At 45.1% G+C, this 21,218-nt stretch carries 18 protein-coding genes; 8 read left to right on the top strand and 10 right to left on the bottom strand.

What is annotated here, in order from left to right; genetic code table 11:
* The first annotated feature begins 31 nt into the window (after positions 1 to 31).
* Entirely contained in the window at positions 32 to 2,140 is a 2,109-nt protein-coding gene (locus R3D00_00615; protein ID MEZ4771648.1) for a thioredoxin domain-containing protein, read from the top strand.
* Here the strand turns inward: R3D00_00615 and R3D00_00610 are convergent, their stop codons facing one another.
* The 3 genes from R3D00_00610 to R3D00_00600 form a co-directional block, all read right to left on the bottom strand.
* Positions 2,141 to 3,214 carry a hypothetical protein gene (locus R3D00_00610; protein MEZ4771647.1) on the bottom strand — a complete coding sequence of 358 codons (1,074 nt, stop codon included), beginning with the start codon at positions 3,212 to 3,214 and terminating at the stop codon, positions 2,141 to 2,143. It lies immediately after the preceding gene.
* Positions 3,215 to 3,376: 162 nt separating this feature from the next.
* Positions 3,377 to 5,572: a TonB-dependent receptor gene (locus tag R3D00_00605; protein MEZ4771646.1), complete on the bottom strand. Its 2,196-nt coding sequence runs from the start codon at positions 5,570 to 5,572 to the stop codon at positions 3,377 to 3,379.
* A gap of 106 nt (positions 5,573 to 5,678) precedes the next feature.
* On the bottom strand, positions 5,679 to 6,272 hold the full coding sequence (locus tag R3D00_00600) for a TetR/AcrR family transcriptional regulator (GenBank protein ID MEZ4771645.1): 594 nt from the start codon (positions 6,270 to 6,272) through the stop codon (positions 5,679 to 5,681).
* A gap of 64 nt (positions 6,273 to 6,336) precedes the next feature.
* Between R3D00_00600 and R3D00_00595 the strand changes: the two genes are divergently transcribed.
* Positions 6,337 to 6,897, top strand: a complete 561-nt coding sequence (locus tag R3D00_00595; protein ID MEZ4771644.1) for a DNA-3-methyladenine glycosylase I — start codon at positions 6,337 to 6,339, stop codon at positions 6,895 to 6,897.
* Here R3D00_00595 and recO read toward each other — a convergent pair whose 3' ends face one another.
* From recO to R3D00_00575, 4 genes are all read right to left on the bottom strand, one after another.
* A complete protein-coding gene (recO, locus tag R3D00_00590) occupies positions 6,898 to 7,632 on the bottom strand; it encodes a DNA repair protein RecO (GenBank protein ID MEZ4771643.1) in 735 nt (244 codons plus the stop codon).
* Positions 7,629 to 8,195 (bottom strand): hypothetical protein, encoded by a 567-nt coding sequence (locus tag R3D00_00585; protein ID MEZ4771642.1) that lies wholly within the window; start codon positions 8,193 to 8,195, stop codon positions 7,629 to 7,631. The genes recO and R3D00_00585 overlap by 4 nt, the downstream gene beginning before the upstream one ends.
* A gap of 51 nt (positions 8,196 to 8,246) precedes the next feature.
* Positions 8,247 to 10,553, bottom strand: coding sequence for a hypothetical protein (locus R3D00_00580; protein ID MEZ4771641.1), 2,307 nt, complete (start codon positions 10,551 to 10,553; stop codon positions 8,247 to 8,249).
* Positions 10,554 to 10,641: 88 nt separating this feature from the next.
* A complete protein-coding gene (locus R3D00_00575; GenBank protein ID MEZ4771640.1) occupies positions 10,642 to 11,517 on the bottom strand; it encodes a hypothetical protein in 876 nt (291 codons plus the stop codon).
* 158 nt (positions 11,518 to 11,675) lie between these two features.
* Here R3D00_00575 and R3D00_00570 point away from each other — a divergent pair, with 158 nt between their 5' ends.
* Positions 11,676 to 12,443 (top strand): ABC transporter ATP-binding protein, encoded by a 768-nt coding sequence (locus R3D00_00570; GenBank protein MEZ4771639.1) that lies wholly within the window; start codon positions 11,676 to 11,678, stop codon positions 12,441 to 12,443.
* Here the strand turns inward: R3D00_00570 and mgtE are convergent.
* Together mgtE and R3D00_00560 are read right to left on the bottom strand one after the other, a co-directional pair.
* The gene (mgtE, locus tag R3D00_00565) at positions 12,381 to 13,805 is read right to left on the bottom strand and encodes a magnesium transporter (GenBank protein MEZ4771638.1); all 1,425 of its coding nucleotides are present in this window, start codon (positions 13,803 to 13,805) and stop codon (positions 12,381 to 12,383) included. The two genes, R3D00_00570 and mgtE, sit on opposite strands and share 63 nt — an antisense overlap.
* A 177-nt stretch (positions 13,806 to 13,982) precedes the next feature.
* Positions 13,983 to 14,144: a DUF6728 family protein gene (locus R3D00_00560; GenBank protein MEZ4771637.1), complete on the bottom strand. Its 162-nt coding sequence runs from the start codon at positions 14,142 to 14,144 to the stop codon at positions 13,983 to 13,985.
* Between the two features lie 152 nt (positions 14,145 to 14,296).
* On the opposite strand from R3D00_00560, the gene R3D00_00555 reads away from it, so the two are divergent.
* The 5 genes from R3D00_00555 (at position 14,297) to R3D00_00535 (ending at position 19,304) form a co-directional block, all read left to right on the top strand.
* Positions 14,297 to 14,974 (top strand): DUF4956 domain-containing protein, encoded by a 678-nt coding sequence (locus tag R3D00_00555; GenBank protein ID MEZ4771636.1) that lies wholly within the window; start codon positions 14,297 to 14,299, stop codon positions 14,972 to 14,974.
* Positions 14,971 to 17,898: a CotH kinase family protein gene (locus tag R3D00_00550; protein ID MEZ4771635.1), complete on the top strand. Its 2,928-nt coding sequence runs from the start codon at positions 14,971 to 14,973 to the stop codon at positions 17,896 to 17,898. The genes R3D00_00555 and R3D00_00550 overlap by 4 nt, the downstream gene beginning before the upstream one ends.
* A 34-nt stretch (positions 17,899 to 17,932) precedes the next feature.
* Complete coding sequence (locus tag R3D00_00545; GenBank protein MEZ4771634.1) at positions 17,933 to 18,568, top strand: polyphosphate polymerase domain-containing protein; 636 nt, start codon at positions 17,933 to 17,935, stop codon at positions 18,566 to 18,568.
* A 92-nt stretch (positions 18,569 to 18,660) separates the two neighbouring features.
* Positions 18,661 to 18,897, top strand: coding sequence for a hypothetical protein (locus R3D00_00540; protein ID MEZ4771633.1), 237 nt, complete (start codon positions 18,661 to 18,663; stop codon positions 18,895 to 18,897).
* Positions 18,894 to 19,304 (top strand): HNH endonuclease signature motif containing protein, encoded by a 411-nt coding sequence (locus R3D00_00535; GenBank protein ID MEZ4771632.1) that lies wholly within the window; start codon positions 18,894 to 18,896, stop codon positions 19,302 to 19,304. The genes R3D00_00540 and R3D00_00535 overlap by 4 nt, the downstream gene beginning before the upstream one ends.
* 359 nt (positions 19,305 to 19,663) lie before the next feature.
* Here the strand turns inward: R3D00_00535 and R3D00_00530 are convergent, their stop codons facing one another.
* Positions 19,664 to 20,848, bottom strand: a complete 1,185-nt coding sequence (locus R3D00_00530; GenBank protein ID MEZ4771631.1) for a leucine-rich repeat domain-containing protein — start codon at positions 20,846 to 20,848, stop codon at positions 19,664 to 19,666.
* Between the last annotated feature and the right edge of the window lie 370 nt (positions 20,849 to 21,218).

The following is a 21,218-nucleotide window of genomic DNA, read 5'->3' as shown; positions in this document are numbered from 1 at the left end:
TTCTGTATCTTTAGGTTTAAACCCACAGGTCATGAACCGAAAAGTATCCGGCATCTCATTTCTTTTATTGATTTTACTCTCGGCTTCCTGCAACAGCCAGACACAGAAAAATATCAATAAGGGAAAACACCCCTACACCAATCAACTGATCAACAGTACCAGTCCGTATCTTCAACAGCATGCACATAACCCCGTCAACTGGTATCCATGGGGAGAAGAGGCGTTGAATAAAGCCAAAAATGAAGACAAACTACTGATCATCAGCATTGGTTACGCTGCCTGCCACTGGTGTCATGTGATGGAACATGAATCATTTGAAGATACTGCAGTGGCGCGGATCATGAATGAAAACTTTGTTGCGATCAAAGTCGATCGCGAGGAAAGGCCCGATATCGACCAGATATATATGAACGTGGCTTACCTCACCACCGGCAAAGGCGGCTGGCCACTCAATGCCATTGCTATGCCCGACGGGAAACCGGTATTTGCTGCTACCTATTTCCCTAAAGATGAATGGTTGCGTATGCTCAATCATTTTATCGGGCTGAAAAAAAATGAGGCTGAAAAACTGAAATCGGTATCAGAACAACTGACAGAAGGAATTCAGCGGCTGGATTATGGCGATTTTATTGAAAAAGAGACAGAATTTACCAAAGAAAATATGGCTGAAGTCTATAAAAATCTGGTGAACGAGATAGACTTCAATCAGGGCGGTTTAAACAAAGCACCCAAGTTTCCTATGCCAAACATTCACCAGTTTTTGCTGCGTTATTATGCACAGACTGGTGAAGCGGATGCGTTAAAAGCCGTTACCACGACGCTTGACAAGATGGCGGCGGGAGGCATTTACGATCATCTGGGCGGAGGTTTTGCCCGCTATTCGACAGATGCGATGTGGAAGGTTCCGCATTTTGAAAAAATGCTCTATGACAACGGCCAGCTTGTAAGTCTGTATTCGGAAGCCTATCAACTGACAAAAAATCCGCTCTATAAACAAATTGTGGAAGAGACGCTGGCATTTGTCGAAAGAGAGATGACCGATGTTTCCGGCGCATTTTATTCTTCTTTGGATGCCGACAGCGAAGGAGAGGAAGGGAAATATTATGTGTGGAGAATGGGAGAAGTTGATTCCCTGCTCGTAGATGATGCCAGCTCATTTCTCGAATATTACAATATCACAAGGGCAGGAAACTGGGAGGGAAAAAATATCCTTTACCGGAGAGAGTCGTCGGCAGAAGCAGCGGAGAGACTGGGATTTCCTGAAGAGGCGTTTGATTCGCTCATCAATCATTCGCGAAATGTGTTGCTGCAAGTGCGTAAGACAAGGGTGCGTCCCGGACTCGACGATAAGAGTCTTACTGCCTGGAATTCTCTGATGCTCAAGGGATATACAGACGCGTACCGCGTATTCGGAAATCCCGAATATCTTCAACGTGCGCTTGCAAATGCCGCATTTCTCCGGAAAAAACAAATCCAGAAGGATGGCCGCATTTACAGAAGTTTTAAGAACGGAACTTCTTCCGTGAATGGATTTGCGGATGATTACAGTTTTACCATTGAAGCATTTGTCGCCTTGTATCAGGTTACTTTTGACGAACAGTGGCTGTTTGAGGCTGACCGGCTGATGAAATATGCGCTGGCGCATTTTTATGATGAAAAGGGCGGAATGTTTTACTACACCTCTGGAGATGATGAAAAACTGATTACCCGTTCGAGAGAAATTACGGATAATGTTATTCCCGCATCCAATTCCTCTCTGGCAAAAGGTTTATTCCTCCTTGGCACGTATCTCTACAAACAGGAATATATTGACCGGGCCCGGCGGATGCTGACAGGTGTATCTGAAAATGTAGCCAAGCAGGCGCCCTATTTTTCTAACTGGGGAATTGTAGAGATCTGGTTTACCTGGCCGCCTTACGAAGTGGCGATTGTTGGTGATCATGCGGAGGCTTTCCGGAAGGAATGGGAAACACAATATCTTCCCAATGTATTTCTCCTGGGAGGAAAATCCGAAGGCAAACTCGAGTTGCTGGAAAATAAAAAGGTGGAGGGGGCTACCTATATCTATGTATGTCAGGATAAGATGTGCAAATTTCCGGTTCAGGCTGTACCCGAAGCCGTTAAACTATTGACCTGGTAATTACATTTCGTAAACATGTATGAAGTCGACATGCAATGTTGTCAGTGCCCCTACATAAAAACCAATGACACTTCCCTGTAAGTCTTCGTAAGCAAGCACGTCAAAAATGGTTTCATTGATATACAGATAATACTTACTCCCTTCTTTCCGGATGGTGAGTTTGGTAAATTCGGTCGGTGTAATGTTGGTGAGCTCTCTGGCTGCGACGATTCCCTCTGTCCAGTTGCCGACAAACGCTGACTTACCCGGTGTGAATCCAAAGAAGTTGAGCTTATCTGATCCCGGCCCGCCCCATTGAACCATAACAGAATTTTCTCCGGCGGCGATTTTCATACTTGTCTCAATGACAAAATCAGAGGTGGGTTTTAAATCCGTAGTTTTGGTGGTAAAATAGGCTGTGGTTTCACTTTTTGAAGTAAAAGCCAGTATACTGTTGTTGATGGTTGTTGCGACATTCGCCGAACTTCCCAGATTCCAGAAGTTGCGGTTATCTACAAAGTTGTCAATAAAAACAGAAGTAAGCCCAGATGTTCCGGGTGATACATACTCAGGGAAATTGGTAGCCCAATCTGGTGCAGGTGTAGTGGGGTCAAATAATTCATCAAGGTAATAATCGCGCTTATAATCGTTGAGCGCACCACCATACACCTGCGCGCCGGTACTTCTCATAATGCTGGCGTAGTTTCCATTGGGAAGCAGGTCGTCTCGGTGTTCACGCCTGTTGAGCACACAGTGCCCCAGTTCATGGAAAACCAGCAATTCTTTCGAAGAAGCATTATTGGTCCAGTTGAGAGAGGTTGTATCAAACCTTACAGTAGGTATGGGATCATCGGCGTGAGGATAGGTACATGTACCTGCGGCAGTGCCATTGACGAGATCCCCTTCATATAGTACCCGAAGGTTATCAATATTGATTGTTTGCCCGCGTTTTGCCGCTTCCTGCTCAAACAAGTCGATATAGCCCTGAAGTTCAGAAGGGACATCATATACTTTTACCGGAACATCTTCTCTTTTACAGGCAGCAAGTAAAACTACTACTGAAAGAAAATACAAACGAAAAGTGCTGGACTTCATGTGTACTTTTAAATTAGTAAAACAAAGGATCAAATAAAGATTTCCGGGTTGCAGGTCATCCGGCAATATTTTACTTAACGATAAAACATTGCCGGATGGTTTGTTGGGACTGAAATTTAATAAAATGGTTTAAAATTGCCTATTAAATTTCTTGGTTCCGGATCAGAAGGTAATTTCGAGACCTCCTGACAGGTACCGGGGCAATCCTACCCGTATCCCCTGCGGGCGACGTGATGCGATATATCGCTCGTTTGTAAGGTTTTTTCCGGAGATTCTGAACACGAGTGGTATCCGTGGAAGTGAATAATAGATTGTGCCGTCAATCGTGTAAAAATCAGAGATAACCCCTGTTCTCCCGTCTGGAGAAGCCATTATAGTATTTAGCTCATCAGAAAATTGTTCGCCGGTATAGTTGCCGTTGAGACTCATTCCCCAGCCATGCGGTGATTCGAAGGAAAGCGCGGTTGTGATAAATATATTGGGAGAATAAGGCGTGCGGTTACCATTAATATTTATTCTGTCTGCTCCTGCCTGAATAAAACGATCCTGTCTGAAGGTCGCATTCATCAGGGTAATGTTGGCATTTAATCCAAAGTAATAGTCTTTTAAATGCAGTAATGGGGCAATATCTACTGAAAAAGCCATTTCTACTCCCATATGCCGGGTTTCTCCTCCGTTTACCAGTCCGGCTCCTGTTCCTCCCGAAGATTCGGAAACCGGGATAATCTGGTTGGAAAACTGCATATAAAACCCGGTGACTTCTGCAAAAAAGCTATTGTCAATTTTTAACCGGAGTCCCGCTTCACTGTTCCAGCTCTGTTCTGGATCCAGATTGTAAACCACGCCATTGTCTGAAATAGCATCTTTTACCCTTGGTGGCGCAAACCCTCTGTGGATACCTGTAAAAATGGTGATGAAATTCCCTGCCTGATAATTCAGGCCTATTCCGGGAATCAGTTGGCTGATAGTATTTTCTGCGATAATACTGGTATCGATTTCTGCTGAACGAATAATATTCCTTGTATAATCATAGTATTCGAATCTTACTCCGCCAGTTGCCGACAAATTATCTGTCAGATAAACTTTATCCTGTGCATAGCCACTGATGGCATTTCCGGTTCGTATTTCATCACTGACCAGTTTGCCGGAAGCTGCATCTTTTTTCTGGCCATTGACCCTTTGTTCAAATGCTTTCTCAAACATATATCTGGCTCCTGTCTGCAGTTTGTGTTGAATGCTGCCGGTAGAGAACGTCGCCGTAAGTTGTGATTCTGTTCCTGCCACTTCAAATGCCCGGTTTCTGTGTCCGTTTTGGTCACGCATATAGATCGCACCTCCCGCCACAGACGTATCACCCCATACGACGCCTGTTTGGTTGGATGCCAGTGGGTTTGACGAAAAATCCTGCCTTCGCCAGTCGCGGGTAGTGGTATAGCCGAAAGCGATGGTTTTCAGACTTAACCTTGTATTAATCCGGTAATCATGTGCCAGACTGGCCGAATACCGCCGGATATTCAGCTTGTCATCAGGTGCCATTTGTACAAAATCTTCTCCTCCTCTGTCGTACATGGTTTGAGTCAGCCCGATATAGGTAGAATTGGAGGTTTCGTCGTAATAGCCCAGTTTAAGTCCAAGTGTAGATTTTCCCGACTTGAGTTTGATTTTGGTTGAAAGGTCGTTAATCCGAAAAGCTGTGGGGCCAACGTTTTCTGCCTGTTTGCGAAGATAGTTTACCTTAAAGCCTGCGTTACCTGATGTATTTCCGTAGCTAAACAGGCCGCGAAACAATCCGCCTTCTCCTCCTGTAACGGATGCACTTCCTGCATGCGATTCGGGCGGATCTGCGGTGATATAGTTGATGACTCCACCGATAGTTTGTGGGCCAAACAGAATCTGCCCGCTGCCTTTCAGAACTTCAATGCCCTGCATCCTGTCAATGGCGGGAGTATAATACATTTCCGGTTCACCGTAAGGACTCAGCGCTACAGGTACTCCATCTTCAAGAATCAGCACGCTTCTGCTTCGGTCAGGGTCAAGGCCTCTGATACCTATATTGGCGCGAAGTCCCAGGCCTTCTTCATCAACTACATGAATACCTGGTACTTTTCTGAATACCTCATTTCCTGAAAGAGGCTGAATTCGGGTTATTATTTTTTTATCCAGATAACCCACTGATCCGGGTATATGATTGAAAAGCCCATAGGATTTCTGGAAAATAGACACCTGAGGCATTTCATAGGTTTTTACCGAATCCCCGGGAGCTGGTTGCGCCGGAAGATTTTGAGCATAGGCGGTTGACAACCTTGCAAATACGAGCCCCAGACTGAGCCACCGGAGTCCCTTAAGAAGTGAATACATAAGTTCTTATTTAGAATGATTTTAAATAACGGGGCAAAAATAACCAGACGTGGTGGAAATCCAAGCTTATTTAGAATCATTATAAATAAAAAGCAGATGATTTTTGTCACTCTGTTTTTTTTCGAAAGCCATCCAAGACCTGAGCAGTCATCTCAAGACTGGCAGAAAACAGGTTTTTGTTGCGGAAAGCCTGAGCCATTCCCTGTGTTCCGGCGATCATTGTCTGGATAAACCCGGCGATTTGTTTGGGGTCGATATCGGGTACAATGGTTCCCTTTTCCTGGCCACGGCGGATGCTGTCTGCGATAATATCCCGGGCGGTATCGAGAATAATCGCCAGTCGGGTGCGAAAACCTTCGTCTAAAGGCGCCATTTCCTGTACGAGATTATGAACCGGCGACCCGAGACTCAGCGTATGATCAGTTGCCTGATTTTGCATGGGAAGGAATATATTTTGCTGAATATAGTCTATGGGATCCCCTTCATAGGAAAGCAGGGGTATAAATGGCGCAAGGTATTCGGGCTGAATGATTTCCTCGACAATCAGATAGCCGATCTCCGGCTTATTGTTGAAATAATGGTACATGGCGCCTTTGCTGAGCCCCAGCTTTTCAATTGCTTTATCGGGTCGCAAACCCTGAAAGCCAAATATTTTCATATCTTCATATATGCAGTGAAGAATTTTATCTCGGGTATTCATAGCTTTCAGTTTAAAATCACATACCGGTTAGTTGGTAAGTTCTGAAAAAATCACCACTTGAACAATGGAAAAACCTAAATCCTACTGCGAAGCAGTCAGTCGTATGGAAGCAAACAGTGTACATCGTGTATATCACGACTCGGCGTATGGGTTTCCGCTTTCCAGTGACAATGAATTATTTGGCAGACTGATACTTGAAATCAATCAGGCGGGCCTGTCGTGGACGACTATTTTAAACAAGCAGGAAAATTTCAGAGAAGCTTATGCCGGATACGACATTGAGTCGATTGCTAATTTTGGTGAGGAAGATTTTTTTCGCCTGCTTAATAATCCGGGAATCATCAGAAACCGCCTCAAAATCCAGGCTGCAGTTACCAATGCACAAAGCGTTCTCCGTTTGCAGCAGGCGTTTGGTTCATTTAAGGGCTGGCTCGACCATCATCATCCACTGGAAAAGCAGGCCTGGATAAAGTTGTTTAAGAAAACATTCACCTTTACAGGCGGAGAGATTACCAATGAATTTTTGATGAGTACGGGTTATCTGCCGGGAGCGCATGTCGAGGATTGCCCGTTTTTTGAGGAATCTATTCGCGCCGGTGCCATGTGGGCGGCGAAAAAGAATTGATCAGTCGCCAAACAACTCTGCAAAAACCTTCATGGTCTGAGGATACTTAAACCCTTCGATGTGGAGGCGGTAGTATTCAAACAAGGTTTTGATGATATTTTTTTTTGTTTGGGAGGAAAAAATGATGTGCTGGCATGATTCCTCCGCAGGCAGAGGATCTAATGTGGAATAGATAAACTTTCGCAGCATTTGTGCGACTTCATCGTTTGCTGCTTGATCGGGAAGAAAAACTCCCTCGCGGGGAAGAAATTTTACTCTGTCCATCCCATCACTTTCGTCATTGGGAAAAAATCCCAAAAATCGCGTGAGGTGAAGCAGAAAATAAATAAATAGCTGAATCAACCTTTTCTCCGAGACATCCAGCATCACGATGACCTGCCGGAGGAATTCGTACATTTCCTCGTTTTGCTCTTCCTCTTTGACTGTATCAAAAAAGATTTCGATAATGGCGAGTCCGAGCGAAAGTTTGACCGGATCGGTTTGAGCTTCGAGGAGCAGATGGCTGACTTTACTCTCCGTGATTTTGTGCAGGTCGCGGTTTTCCCTGTAAAAGAAAATAATATCAATAATGGAAAGCGGCTGAAAATAGCTATGTTTTCCTTTTGAGCGGGCAGACCGAAAGCCTGAAATCAGGAAACTCCGTATCCCGTGCTCACGGGTATAAAGTGTGGTGATCAGGTTGTGTTCCTGATAGCGCATGGTGCGCAATACGATGCCTTCGGTTTTCAGTATCACTGGGAAAAGTTGGCGGGTGAGGCAATTCGGGCGGGGCGGAGCCTGTGTGCCAGCCGGATGGCGGAGGCTTCTTCTTCATATATGGCCAACATTTTTTCAAGATCCTCATCCGTCTCAATCCGGATGTTTTTGGCACCCAGGGGAGAAAGCGGATTTGAAGTAAAAACAACCATCTCCGAAATGTCCAGATAGTTTTTGGCGACTTCCACCAGATGTATGGGATCGGCGAGCGTGGGAGTTTCCCCTTTTTTGATTACAGGACCAATGATCAGAAGTTGGATTTGCTCCAGGAGATTCATGATTTTTTCGGTGTTGATTTCGGTATCTCCTGCTTCATTGATTGAAAAAAGGCTTCGCTGATCTGCGCTGAAGGCATTGTTATATACCATCGTTTCGCTGAGGAGCGCGGATATCCGTTTGGTGACAAACCGGGTATCCCGGACTGTACCGCCAAAAGTATCGTGAATGAGGATTGCTTTTTCCTTGATTTTATAACTGAAGACCAGGTCTCTTATAAAAAGGCGGTCTTTGAGATTTTCTTGAGTGAGGTATATAAGTTTCACGCGGATCGGAGTTTCGTGTAAAGCTACTAACTTCCAGTCAGCAACTAAAGTTTAGCGTGCAATTACGGTGAATTTTCCCACACATCCATTGTCTCCATTTCTATCGGAAATCAGCGCCAGATAAACGCCTGATCTCACTTTGTTTCCATACACATCTCTTCCGTCCCAAATGGCAGTCCCTCCCTGAGAGCGGATTTCCTTTACGAGCAATCCCGAAACCGAAGTGATTTTTACCCTGCTTTCCAGGCCTGTACCGCGAATGGTTACTACGCCTTCATAGTCTGAGAAAACGGGATTAGGGAAAACCAATATATCATTGCAATTGTCTTCTCCGGTTGTAGCATCTCCCTGGAAGCTGATGATACCTCTGGCTGTGGCAAAAAAGACTTCCCCCGTGCTGTTATCCACGGCAATATCATTGACTGCGTCGGAAAGGATCGGGCTGTTTGCTTCATTGAAATGATAGATTTCCTCGTCGCCGTCTTCTGACATTAAAAATACGCCATCATTGGTGGCAAACCACTTTCTGTTTCCGCCATCGACATATATGGCATTGATAATTGCATCTTTCAGCAATGGCCGCCGCTCAAAGACCGGGGGGCTGGCATCCACAATTTTGCCTTGTGAGATGCTGTATGGGTCATAGAATACCGTAACTCCCTGGCCGGTTCCCACCCAGATAAACCCGTCAAGATCTTTGGCAATGGAATAGACCTGATTCGTCGGAAGGTTTCCCTGATTGAGTCCTGCTTTTAGCGATATTACACGGTCATCGTCAAAATCTGTGGGGGTATTGTTGTCCAGATAAACCAGCACGCCCTGCTCGGCATTGAGCATCCATTTGCTTCCATAATCATCGACAATCATATCGATAATATGGTGATTTTGGGGAAAACGGAATGAAGGTGCTGCAGACCAGTTGCCATCTGTACCGCGTACCATTAGCGGTTCGCGGGCAAAATCGAGTGACATCCAAAGATTTCCGGAAAAGTCGCGGTCAATTCCGCTGACCCGCGAATTCTCCCGATTGGTGAGGTTGCAGTTTGCATTGATGGTGGAAATCCCTGCATTCTGGCAGTTGTAAAAAGCTTCCTGCTGGCCATTTTTCAATTCTACTAACCCGGAACCCCATGAGCCGACCCAGGTGGAAGCGGTGTTGTCATCATACGTAACGCGGGCAAATCCTGTCGATACACTGGGGTCAAGCCCCTGGTCTTTATCCAGAAAAGTCCAGCCCTGCTGGGCGGTATAATAATAAATACCCAGTGTGGAGACTTCCGGGGTAAATGCCTGATCATAACCTTTGGGAGCTACGTACAATTCTCCATTACCTGCGGCAATACGGATGCAGTCGTTGGTACGCGGACCATCAGGTGTGGCATTGGAAACTTCATAAGTATCAAAGTACTGAAGCCCGTTAAATCTTGTAGCGACGAGGAATACATTTTTGCGGAGATAGACCACATCTTCTACCCCACCGTCTATAAAAAAGGTGATTTGATCAGTTTCGTTGTAAAACACAGAGGTGCGGTTGATCCGCGATCCGCCAACAATTTCTCCCCATGCATAGAGGCGATCGAGTTTGCCGGTAAGTTTGGGGTGTGGTGCCCATCCGGAGGAACCATCAGAAAAGTAGGTACTCGTATCAGAGCGGGCAAGCAGAATCGTAGGGGTTGATTTCAACTGATATACAGGTTCTGTTGCCGGGAATCCCGTCGATTCGTCTTCGGGGGTCCATACAGAGGGATCTTTCAGGTTGGTTGAGTTTTCATCTGCGCTGAATATGCCTACGTTTTGTACCAGCACAAAAATCCGGTTTTTAAATACGGTTACGGATGTGATTTTCAGTCGGGTCGGGTTTCCTAAACCAAACTGCGTAACATCAGTTACAGGCAATCCGTCACTGAGGTTATAGATGACAAGGCCAAAATCTGTTGCGACATAGAGGCGGTTGTCTTTGGCAAAAAACTCGTTGATTCGTTTTTGGGTATAAAAAGTATTTGTCTGAATCTGGGAGAGGTAGTTGATATTTCCCTCGTCCGAGAAGTAGTCGATCATTCCGCTTTCGTAGCCAATGAAAATACTGCCATTTGCTTCTGCATGGTAAATGGTGGTGGGGTTAATACCGCTCAGTCCATCAATTGTGGAGAAAGTGCGGGTCTCCTGTGATTCCGGTTCATAGGCAAACATTCCTCCTTTAGAGAGCGTGTACACAATACCGTTCATCTCTGCTGCCTGAATGCACTCTGTATGATTGAGATAAGCTCGCCAGGCACCGGGCAAATTATTTTGTCCCCACCCGGAAGATATACCAAGAATAATAATCAGAACAACAGAAAAAAATCTCATTCTTTTCATAGTTACCAGTTTACCGCGGTAAAAATACCAAAAAGGCGGGTAGAATGGGTAGGAATAAAAATTCCCCCCGAAACAGTGTCATGCGGAGTTACCGTTCGTTGGCACAGGAAGCCGACCGTTGAAGTTCGAGCAGATCTGAAAAGAAGAAACATGAATCGCCTGCGATGAGTTTGACGGAGTTGTTTTCCAGTTTTATTTGAAAATCGATCAGCTCGCGGGTATTGGTTTTATTGAACTTGTATTCATATAAGTCTTCTCCAGCCTGAAAATCGCGGCTTTTGAGAACGGCTTTATTTTTATCAAACTCATAAATGATATGCCTGTCCTGATCTACCAGCCAGGTAATGTCGTTGTCGTAGTATTTGATTTTCTGAATCAGTGCCGGATCGCGGAAATAGTCAGGATCGCCAACCATATTCAGCGTAACCTGACCATCTGTATAGCCGATACTGAAATCTGCAACTGCCAGGATCCCATGGCTGGGAGAAATTACCCAAATGGCCCGTTCTCTGATTCTCCTCACCCCTATTTTTGATCTTCGCAGAATATAATACACTTCTTCACCCGTCTTCTCATCGCGTTTTACATCAATGATCAGGTTGTAGCGGAAGGAAGAATTTTTATAAAGCGTATCTCCTGCTACCATTTTGGTATCGAGAAATACCGCACGGTCCTCGAGTTTTTCATCAATTCCAATGGAATAAACCCGATCCTGCGCATTGAGGAGAAAACCATCAAAAAAGGTTTCAAAGATCTGGTAGGAAAACGGATAGGCGAGTACGCCATCAATCTGACTGGGTTCTTTTCCAATATAATACCATGCATCGACATCGAGAAAAACGGTGTCTGTTACCATGGAAAACGGAGGCTCTTCTGTAAATTCTTCCCCGCAGCCGGAGCTAAGCCACAAAGCAGGGATGCTCAGCAGAAAAACAGGAAGAATCCATATGTTACGAAGCGTCATATAGGCATTTATATGGCGGTCGATGGCTTTAGATTGAAATGAAATATACACAAATCTATGATAACTGAGGTTCTCTGACAAAAAAACTGTCCGAAGCAGGGGAAAGATTTGTAACTTTCATCCAGATTCCCTGTTATTAGATTCAACAGTATAGTTGTATGGAGCCAATCATTAAGCTGGAAAACATTCGCAAGACCTATCAGATGGGCACGGTAAGCATTAACGCGCTCAACGCTGTTTCGCTGGAAATTTTCCCCAACCAATACGTCGCGATTATGGGGCCTTCGGGTTCCGGAAAGTCCACACTGATGAATATACTGGGCTGTCTCGACACTCCTTCCGGGGGGAACTATTTTCTCAATAGCACCAATGTCAGCAATATGGCTGATGCCGATCTCGCACATGTTCGAAACAAAGAAATCGGATTTGTCTTCCAGACTTTTAACCTTTTGCCAAGGGCTTCAGCCCTTGAAAACGTAGCGCTTCCACTGGTATATGCCGGTTTGAATAAGTCTGCGCGCAACCAGCGGGCCAAGGAGGTCCTCGACAGTGTCGGACTGGCAGACCGTATGAACCATAAACCCAACGAACTTTCAGGTGGCCAACGCCAGCGCGTTGCCGTTGCCCGGGCTTTGGTCAACAACCCGTCCATCATTCTTGCCGATGAGCCTACAGGAAACCTTGATACCAAAACCTCTTATGAAATTATGGGTCTGTTTGATGATCTGCATCAGGCCGGGAATACGATTATCGTTGTAACGCACGAAGAAGATATTGCCAAATATGCTCAGCAGATCATTCGCCTTCGGGATGGTGATATTGAAATGATTGAAACCAATACAGATCGCAGCACCCGCGCAGATTTACAGGATGGGATTGATAAAATTAATTCCGGCCTCAGCGACCGTACTCACAAGCGGGATTAATACTTTTGCCGCCAACCCAAAAAGTAGAAGATATCCTACAATATCGGTAAAAGCCGTAATCAATATGGAAGAGGCTACGGCCGGGTCAACCCCCAGCCTCTCCAGGGTAATAGGGATGAAAGAACCCGCAAAACCGGCAAGCATAAGATTTCCAAACATGGAAATAAATACCACCAGTCCCATGATTGCCACAAACTGAGGATTGGGATTGGGGTTGATGAACGTCACCACAATAGATACAACTGCACCGAGGATCAAGCCATTGATCGCCCCTACACTTACTTCCTTCAAAACCACTCTCAGTGCTTTTCTTGCGGGAATACCATTGGTAGAAATACGACGTATCGTAACGGCGAGTGTTTGTGTAGCGCCATTTCCCGAAACGCCTGCAATCACCGGCATAAGTGTCGTCAGCAAAACCAGTTTTTCAATTGTCGCATCAAACATAGAAATAACAATCCCCGCTATAGCTGCCGTAATCAGATTGATCAGCAACCACGGCATCCGGCTTTTTACTGCGTTGGACCAGCCTCCGCGAAGGTTTTCTCCGTCTGATACCCCTGCAAAACTCAAAATGTCTTCTGTGTTTTCCTCTTCCATGACATCCATGACGTCATCGAAGGTGATCCGACCCAGAAGAATATTATTTTCATCTACTACCGGAAGTGTAGGCAGGTTGTACTGTCCCATCATTTTGGCAACCTCTTCCTGGTCAGTATTGACACTTACCGAGATGATTTCGGTTTCCATGATATTTCGCACAGGCTCGGTATTCCGGGCGAGAAACAGGGACCGGAAAGTGAGAAAACCCACCAGCCGGTTTTCCTCATCCACTACATAGATTGTGTAAAATTCATCCTGATCTTCCGACTGCCTCACTACTTCCCTTAATGCATCGAGTTTTGTCATCGAAACTCTGACAACTACGAGCTCAGGGTTCATCAGGCCGCCCGCTGTATCTTCTTCGTAAGTGAGGAGTTTTGTAATGACCGAGCCATCCTCTGCCGGCATATAGTAGAGGATTTTCTGCTTGTACTCCTCCGGAATCTGGGCCAAAAGGTCGGCAGCATCGTCGGGTGCCAGTTCGCTGATGAGTGCAGAGGCAATCTCCGGGTGAAGTAAGGTCAGGAGCTGCCCCGGATTGGTATCTTCATCCATTTCCGAGATGGCCTCTGAAATAAGCTCCGGGGGAAGTTCCTTTAAAATCCTCTCCTGAATTTCAGGTGTGGTGTCCTCCAGCACCTGCGCAATTTCTGTGGGGTGCAATACACTCATCAATGCCCGTATATGGGCATTGGGGGATTTGAGCAGGCGCCTGACCCGGTCAACCCTTTTTTGTATGATTGAGGGTTCCTTAGCCACCGTAATGGAATAAAATTATTTTAAAAAATTGCCCGGAATGGTCAAAAGCTGAGGTATTCCCGGTCTGAAAGGATAAATGTAAAGGTTTTTTTTATGGAAGGGCACGAAAAGTGTCCGGAAGGGTAAAATTTATTACTGAGGAAATAAAGCCCATGCGGCATCAGTCATATACAAGGCTTAAAGTGCTACCTTAAAAATCCATATCACAATCGCAATCAGGAACATGAATATGGAAATCTTGTTGATTCCGTGCATTGCAGAAAGATAACCGGATTTTGGTGCATCCGGATCTGGCTTTTTAAAAGTCAGGTAGCCGTATATTTTTTTCAGTACTTCCATGATGTTTACAACAAGGATCCAAAATGATTGTTTACAAAGCTACAAAAATTTTAGTGAAAAATATTGGGTTGCGCAGTTTCCCGGTTATCTCTACCTTTGCCCGACAAATTATCTGAAAATTACCTCAACGTTAACGTCCAAAACCGGGACCCATGGGAATATTTGAACCTTATCTTGATCAGTTTTCCCAATCGGTAAATCTTACCGATTTTCTGATTAATCTCGCAGTAACGGCAATTTTAGGTTTGTTACTCCGCGCTTTTTATATCCGCTTTGGGAATTCCGTTTCAAACCGCACGCGTTTTGCCGCCAATTTCCTTCTGCTCGGACTTACTACCATGCTGATTATCACCATTGTAAAGTCTTCCATCGCACTTTCTCTGGGACTTGTAGGCGCGCTCTCTATCGTGCGTTTTCGCGCTGCGATCAAAGATCCGGAAGAACTTACCTATCTGTTTCTGACTATCGGTATCGGCCTTGCAGCAGGGGCAAACCAGCCGCTGATCGCTATTCTGGCTTTTGTATTTATTCTCGGACTTCTCTATTTGAGCAAACGTATTTCCGGGGGAACAGCGATTCGCCGCGATGATAATATGTATCTGAATATCTTCTCCGATACCAGCGACATTACGGCGATTTCGGATATTCTGACCAAACATTTGTCTTATGTCGAACTCAAACGCGTGGATCAGACGCCCGGAGGAATGGATGTTTCTTTTGTCGTAAAAGCAGAATCGGTGGAGACGATCGACAAACTCAGAAAAGATCTGATGGCCCTTTCGCCTGCCACAACTTTCTCCATGATTGATCAGCCTGATCTCGTGGTATGATAATCAGGGACCGGTCACACCGGACGTTCAGGCAGCGTATGGTCCGGCTGCTGTTCGGGATTTCTCTCCTGACTGTGTCTGTCATTTTGATTGTGATCTCACTCTATGTGGTTTTTCCCAAAAATCCACAGATCTCTACGGAAGTTTTCTCCGGTGCGGAATCCCGAAAACTGGTCTCCGGATCATGGGTATTTTACGATCACCACCAGGTCATTCGCAATGGCAATACCCAAAGTGCAGATTTCGCCCGCAACGGCCATTTTTCCGCTAAGATTACCAACGAAAATCGTTTCGGGTTTTATTTTCAAATTACAGACTTTCAGCCTGGCGACCATTATTATGTTTCTGTCTGGCGAAAAAAAAATAGCGACTTTCCTGCCGCATTGGTAGTAAACATTCAGGGGGAAAATCCACTGTATGTGGAAACACTTCAACCTTCCCGTAGTGATGAAAGAGGGTGGGAACTCCTCGAACAGGTGTTTACCATTCCCACCGGAAATATCACATCGGCTGCGGTTTACGTTTTTGGCTCCGGCGCAGGCGCTGCATATTTTGATGATTTTCAATTGAATCGGATCAGTCATTCGGCCCTGCTAAATTTTACAACCTCCCCAGATACCATTTTCCCACATCTGAATCTTTTTATCGATCGGGAAGGTTTGCGACAACTTTCCATTCTCCGGGAAAAAGCACTGGAAAATGCCATCCTGGTCACTTCAGAAGATTCGTGGGTCAAAGGGAAAATCATTCAGGGTGATACTACGCTTCCCGTCAAACTTCGCCTCAAAGGCGACTGGGTGGACCATCTCCGTACAGATAAATGGTCGTACCGTATCCAGATGAAACCGCCTTTTGCCTGGAATCGCCTCCTGACTTTTTCTATTCATCATCCCCGCACCCGGCATTATCTTCACGAATGGGTTTTTCACCAGATGTTGATGCGCGAAGGGGTACTCGCTACCCGTTACGATTTTGCAACTGTTTCCATTAATCAGGAACCCAAAGGGGTGTATGCGTTTGAAGAACATTTCGAAAAACAACTTCCCGAATCCCAGTCAAGGCGGGAAGGACCGATTGTGAAATTCAATGAGGCGGGAGTCTGGAATGCCCGGGTGCGTCGTGCAGCTTCAGGTGATGCTTCAGAACTGGAAGATGAACTCAATACGTTTGAGTCCGCTGATATCCAGCCTTTTGATGGGGCCGGGGTAAAGCGTGATTCTTCACTTAAAGTGCAGTTTGAAGCAGCTAAAGCTTTATTCTATCAGTTTCAGTTTGGCGAAAAACCTGCGTCTGAGGTTTTTGATGTCGAGCTTACGGCAAAGTTTTACGCTATTACCGACATAACCCGCGGATATCACAATCTGATCTGGCACAACCTGAGGTTTTACTATAATCCGGTAACGGCGCGACTGGAACCCATTGGTTTTGATGGCTTCAGCGAAGGCGGGAATTTCTCCTTTATCCACCGGCCTGTCATGGGGGCGCTGGTGGTGGGCGACGAGGACATTTTCCGCAATAAAATACATGCCCGCATTTTCAAAGACCCACTGATGGTAGAAAAATATATTTTCTATCTCCGGCAGTTTTCCAGTGAAACATATCTGCGCGCATTTTTGCTTTCCATTCGCCCCGAACTGGAAAGCCGGCAAAAACTCCTTCTTACCGAAAGCCCGGAATATAAGTTTGAGGAAGAGGTTTTGCTCGAACGGGGAAAGCAGATTCAGGCATTGATTTTTCCGCTGGCAGAATCAGCTATCATGGCGAGCACCCGCACATCAGCTCCGGATTCCCTTTCGCTGGACATCACCAATTTTCACATTCTTCCGCTTGCTGTTGTGGGTTTTGGAAGAAAGGAAACCGAACTTTCCGGCGAATTCCCCTACCCTATTCTTTTGCCTCCTTACGAAAAAAGCCAGTTACCCGTCTGGGAAAATGTACGGGTTCCTTCCTCGGCAAAATATGTATTCTACCGCCTTCCCGGCCTTCCGGAAATGTACACTGCGCAAATTTCCCCCTGGGCATTGGCTATGCCTGAAATTCCCCGTCAGAACCTGTTTGAAAAGGTAGAGATAAAAGATAACGACTGGTACACCGTAAACGGAAAAGAGATTACATTTTTCCCCGGCAGGCATACGATCGATGAAGACATCATTATTCCCGCTGGTTACAGGCTCGAATTTCTTCCCGGCACAGAAATGAATTTTGTAAAAAAAGCTGCACTGATTTCCGCTTCGCCGGTATTTATGCATGGAGAGGAAGATTTGCCCATTGTGATTCGCTCCGGAGACGGGACCGGGCAGGGATTTACGGTTTTGCAGGCGAAAGAAGAATCGTGGATGAGTTACGTGCAATTTTCAGGAATGAATACTTTGCAGAAGAAAAGCTGGAATCTGACCGGAGCGGTAACTTTCTACGAATCCCCCGTAAAAATCGCAAACTGTTCATTTACCCGCAACCACTGCGAAGACGCGTTGAATCTGGTTCGCAGCAAATTTGAACTCAACAACAGCCATATCAGCCACACCTTTATGGACGGGCTGGACGTAGATTTTTCAGTAGGTACGGTCAAAAACTGTACTTTCACCAATACCGGAAATGATGCGACGGATTTTTCTGGTAGTCAGGTATTTATCAATGATTGTATAATGGAAAATGTTGGAGATAAGGGCGTGAGTGTGGGCGAAAAATCGACAGCATTTTTGCAAGGAATAAAAATATCGGGCGCAGTTACCGGCGTGGCTTCCAAAGATCTTTCAGAGGTGACGATTGAATCCATCGACCTGGTCGATTGCAAAACAGGTTTTGCAGCTTACCGAAAGAAACCCGAATTTGGCGGAGGGAAAATCAGGGTAAAAAAATATTCGCTGCAAAACGTAACGTACCCCAATCAGATAGAGCCGGGATCGGTATTGAAGATGGAATGACGATTTTGCAGCAACAATTATAGTAAGAGCAGACATGCGATTTGAAAGAAAATACAGGATCACAGGCAAAACCCGCGAAACCGTTTTACAACTGGTCCGGATGCATCCTGCAGGTTTCCGGGTATTGTTTCCCGGGCGGCAGATCAACAATATTTACTTTGATACGCCTTCGCTCTCTGCGTTGAACCAAAATGTGCATGGTATAGACGAACGGAAAAAATTTCGCCTGCGCTGGTACGGCGAAGATCCATCTAAAATCCGCGATGCAAAACTGGAAGTAAAAATCAAACACAATGAGCTTGGTCGGAAAGAACTAGTAGATTTTCCCGATGCCGAACTAACCGATCTGAAGACTATCACTACTCAGGTCAATAAGCTGCTTTACCCACAGGCACAGCTTCAACCGGTCCTGCTCAGTTCTTATCGCAGGGATTATTTTATCTCTGCCGATCAGAAGTTTCGGCTCACGGTTGACTATGAGATGAAATACCATTCGCTACTGGTGAGCCCGCGGTTTAGTGGATATCGCGTAGGCGACCCGGTCATTGTAGTCGAACTAAAGTATAGCGAGGCGGAGGATGGTTTAGTGGAGTTTATCACACAGAATATTCCTTTCCGGCAGGAAAAACACTCCAAATATGTCAACGGCGTATTTATGACGAATGGGTGAGGTTGACGGATAAAGGCAGACGTTTGCGGGTAGTGTTTTTTAACAAAAATCATTATATTTACGTAGAGAATATTTCATTAAATCTTCCGATTATGACTGTTGTGGAAGCTTTTGGAGATCTTGCGGAATTATTGGCCGGAATGAATCCATCAAAAATTGTCAAACTCAAAGCCTCTGCCGGAATGGCTGAGAGAGTAGATGTTTTGGTGCGTAAAAAGAAGACGGGAGATATTTCCGGAGAGGAAATCGTGGAACTAGAGCGATATTTGGCGCTTGATCTTCTGATCAATCTTGCCAAAGCCCGTGCAAAGAGAATTTTGGCTGCATGACGCGGAAGTTACCTCAGTTTTTAAGACTTCAGGTAGGACAAAGAGCTGATTTTCGCTGTGAATATTGTCTGATTCACGAAGATGATTCGTTTTTGCCTTTTCAGGTTGACCATATCATTGCTACAAAACATGGGGGAGGTGATGAATTTGAGAACCTTGCGTATGCGTGTCCTCATTGCAACCAATTTAAAGGAACAGATTTAGTAACTTTCCTGAAAACCTATCAGGATCTGGTTTCTATATTTCATCCCCGACTTCATATTTGGACTGATCATTTCCGGGTAGAAAGAGGAGAAATCATTCCCCTCACAAGAATAGGTGAAGCCACAGCAAAACTCCTCAATTTGAATACACCGGAAAGAATCATGCTTCGACAGATTTTGACAGAGTCGGGTTCTTATCCATGAAGTATAATTTGGTGCAGAAATTATAAAGTTATCAGAAAACCCCGTACCAACAGAGCAATCACCAATACCATCCAGGGCAAGGTCGAGCGATTCAGCAATCCGGTGGCTGAGGCCATACAATCCGGTGGCTGAGGCACTCGAAGCCACCGGTGGTGGGCTGACTTGCCCGGGCCTTCGAGTGACCTCAGGCACCGGGTGTTCCAGCCTAGTGGTTGGCCAAAATATACCCACCTGGTAGAGCCAGATAATAATCTGGCTCTACGTGTTCACCCTATGTCACGATCAGGCTTTGGGCGGGGAGGTGCATTCTCGGTTTGTCCACTTTTTTGTTGAAAGTTCGGTTTGTTATCACTTATTTTTTACCAAAATTGGTGAATATCCTGAAAAAACCCCGGGGGAAGCAGCTTAATATCAGGCCTTTGTTGGGAAAATTCAGAAATAGCATTTTCCGGGATTTCATTTTCTTTCAATCCAATTCTAGCGTTTTGAGCAAGATCGTATAGGATTTCGGGAAGTAGCTTAAAATTATTTGCAGAAATATCCAGATATCTCAGACTGGTCATATCCCTGAGATGAATCGGAAGTGCGGTAAGCTGATTGTTTCCAAACACTAATGCCTCCATAGCGCCCATATCCATTAGAGGAATTTCAGAAATCTGATTATATGACAAATTCAAAAATTTTAAAGAACTACAATATTCTATCTCTTCAGGAATCCGGGTAAGCATATTCCGGCTTAGATTTAAGCGCTCTAATTGGGTCAAGTGTTTGATTTGCCGGGGGATTTTTTTTAGTGAGGTTTGGGTTACGGACAGGTACTTCAAATGGTTATTTTTGCTGATTTTTTTCGGTATGGTCTTTAACCTTCCCTGTTGGATGATCAACCATTCTAAGCTATCGGATTTAAAAAGAGCGGCAGGTAGCCGATTCAACTCTTTACTTATCACACGCAAATGTTCTAATGATTTCATTTTGCCTACTTCAACAGGAAGGGTGCTGAAATTTCCAATTAGGGAAAGCTTTTTGAGTTTTTGTAAAACACAAAGTTTCTTGGGAATTCTTTGAAAGGAACCCTCTAAAATAAGATATTCTAAATTTGAAAGTTCGGATATGTTTTCCGGGATTTCAGAAATTTCACCGAGGATGAGGCTCTTAAGTTTTATTAGTTTAATTACCTCCAGGAATTGATTCTGGTTTGATAATGATATATCTAAATCCTCCAGATTTTCTAACTTCCTTAATACAGAAGGGTTTTCTATCTGATAGCCATTGATCTCAAGAGACTGAAGGTTTTTGCACTTTGCCAGTTCATCAGGCAAAGCCAATACTGGCATGGAATCGTATTGAAAAAATATCCTCAACGACAATAAATTAGAAAACTCCCCAATTTCAGGTGGAATGGAGCGAATGTTATCCAAATTCAGATGAAGAACCGTATCGGGGTTAGATAATGCTAATGCAAGCATTTTATTCCCGCTTTGACCAAAAGAGGGAATATTCGTGAGCAACAATATACTCACCCACAGAGCATGTATTCCTTTCATTTTCAAAGATTATTTTTTAAAGCTTTCCAGATATTTTGATACAGCCGTGAGGGTTTCTGTAACTAATTCCATTTCGGATTTTTGACTAGCCGCCCAAGTTCCTCCCTTCAAACTATGATCCGCATTTCCTGTGCTTCCTGATCCTCGTATAATTAAATGAACTCCATCCCGGAAAACTATCCCCCAACGCATCCACCCCCTTCCACCGCCCTTCATCGGGCGCATACATCCGCGCGCCCCTTCGACGATCGCTCAGGGTAAACGCCATCATACCACCCCAGCGCAAATCTCAAAGAACGATCCCCGGCTTCAAGGTAGCGATTTTTTTACTGCCGGGCGTAAAGGGGAGCGGGATAAATTTGCATATAGC

This window comes from Bacteroidia bacterium, assembly GCA_041391665.1.
Taxonomy (GTDB): Bacteria; Bacteroidota; Bacteroidia; order J057; family J057; genus JAGQVA01.
Note: the sequence above shows the minus strand (reverse complement) of the source record. Positions and strands in the feature narration are given on the sequence as shown.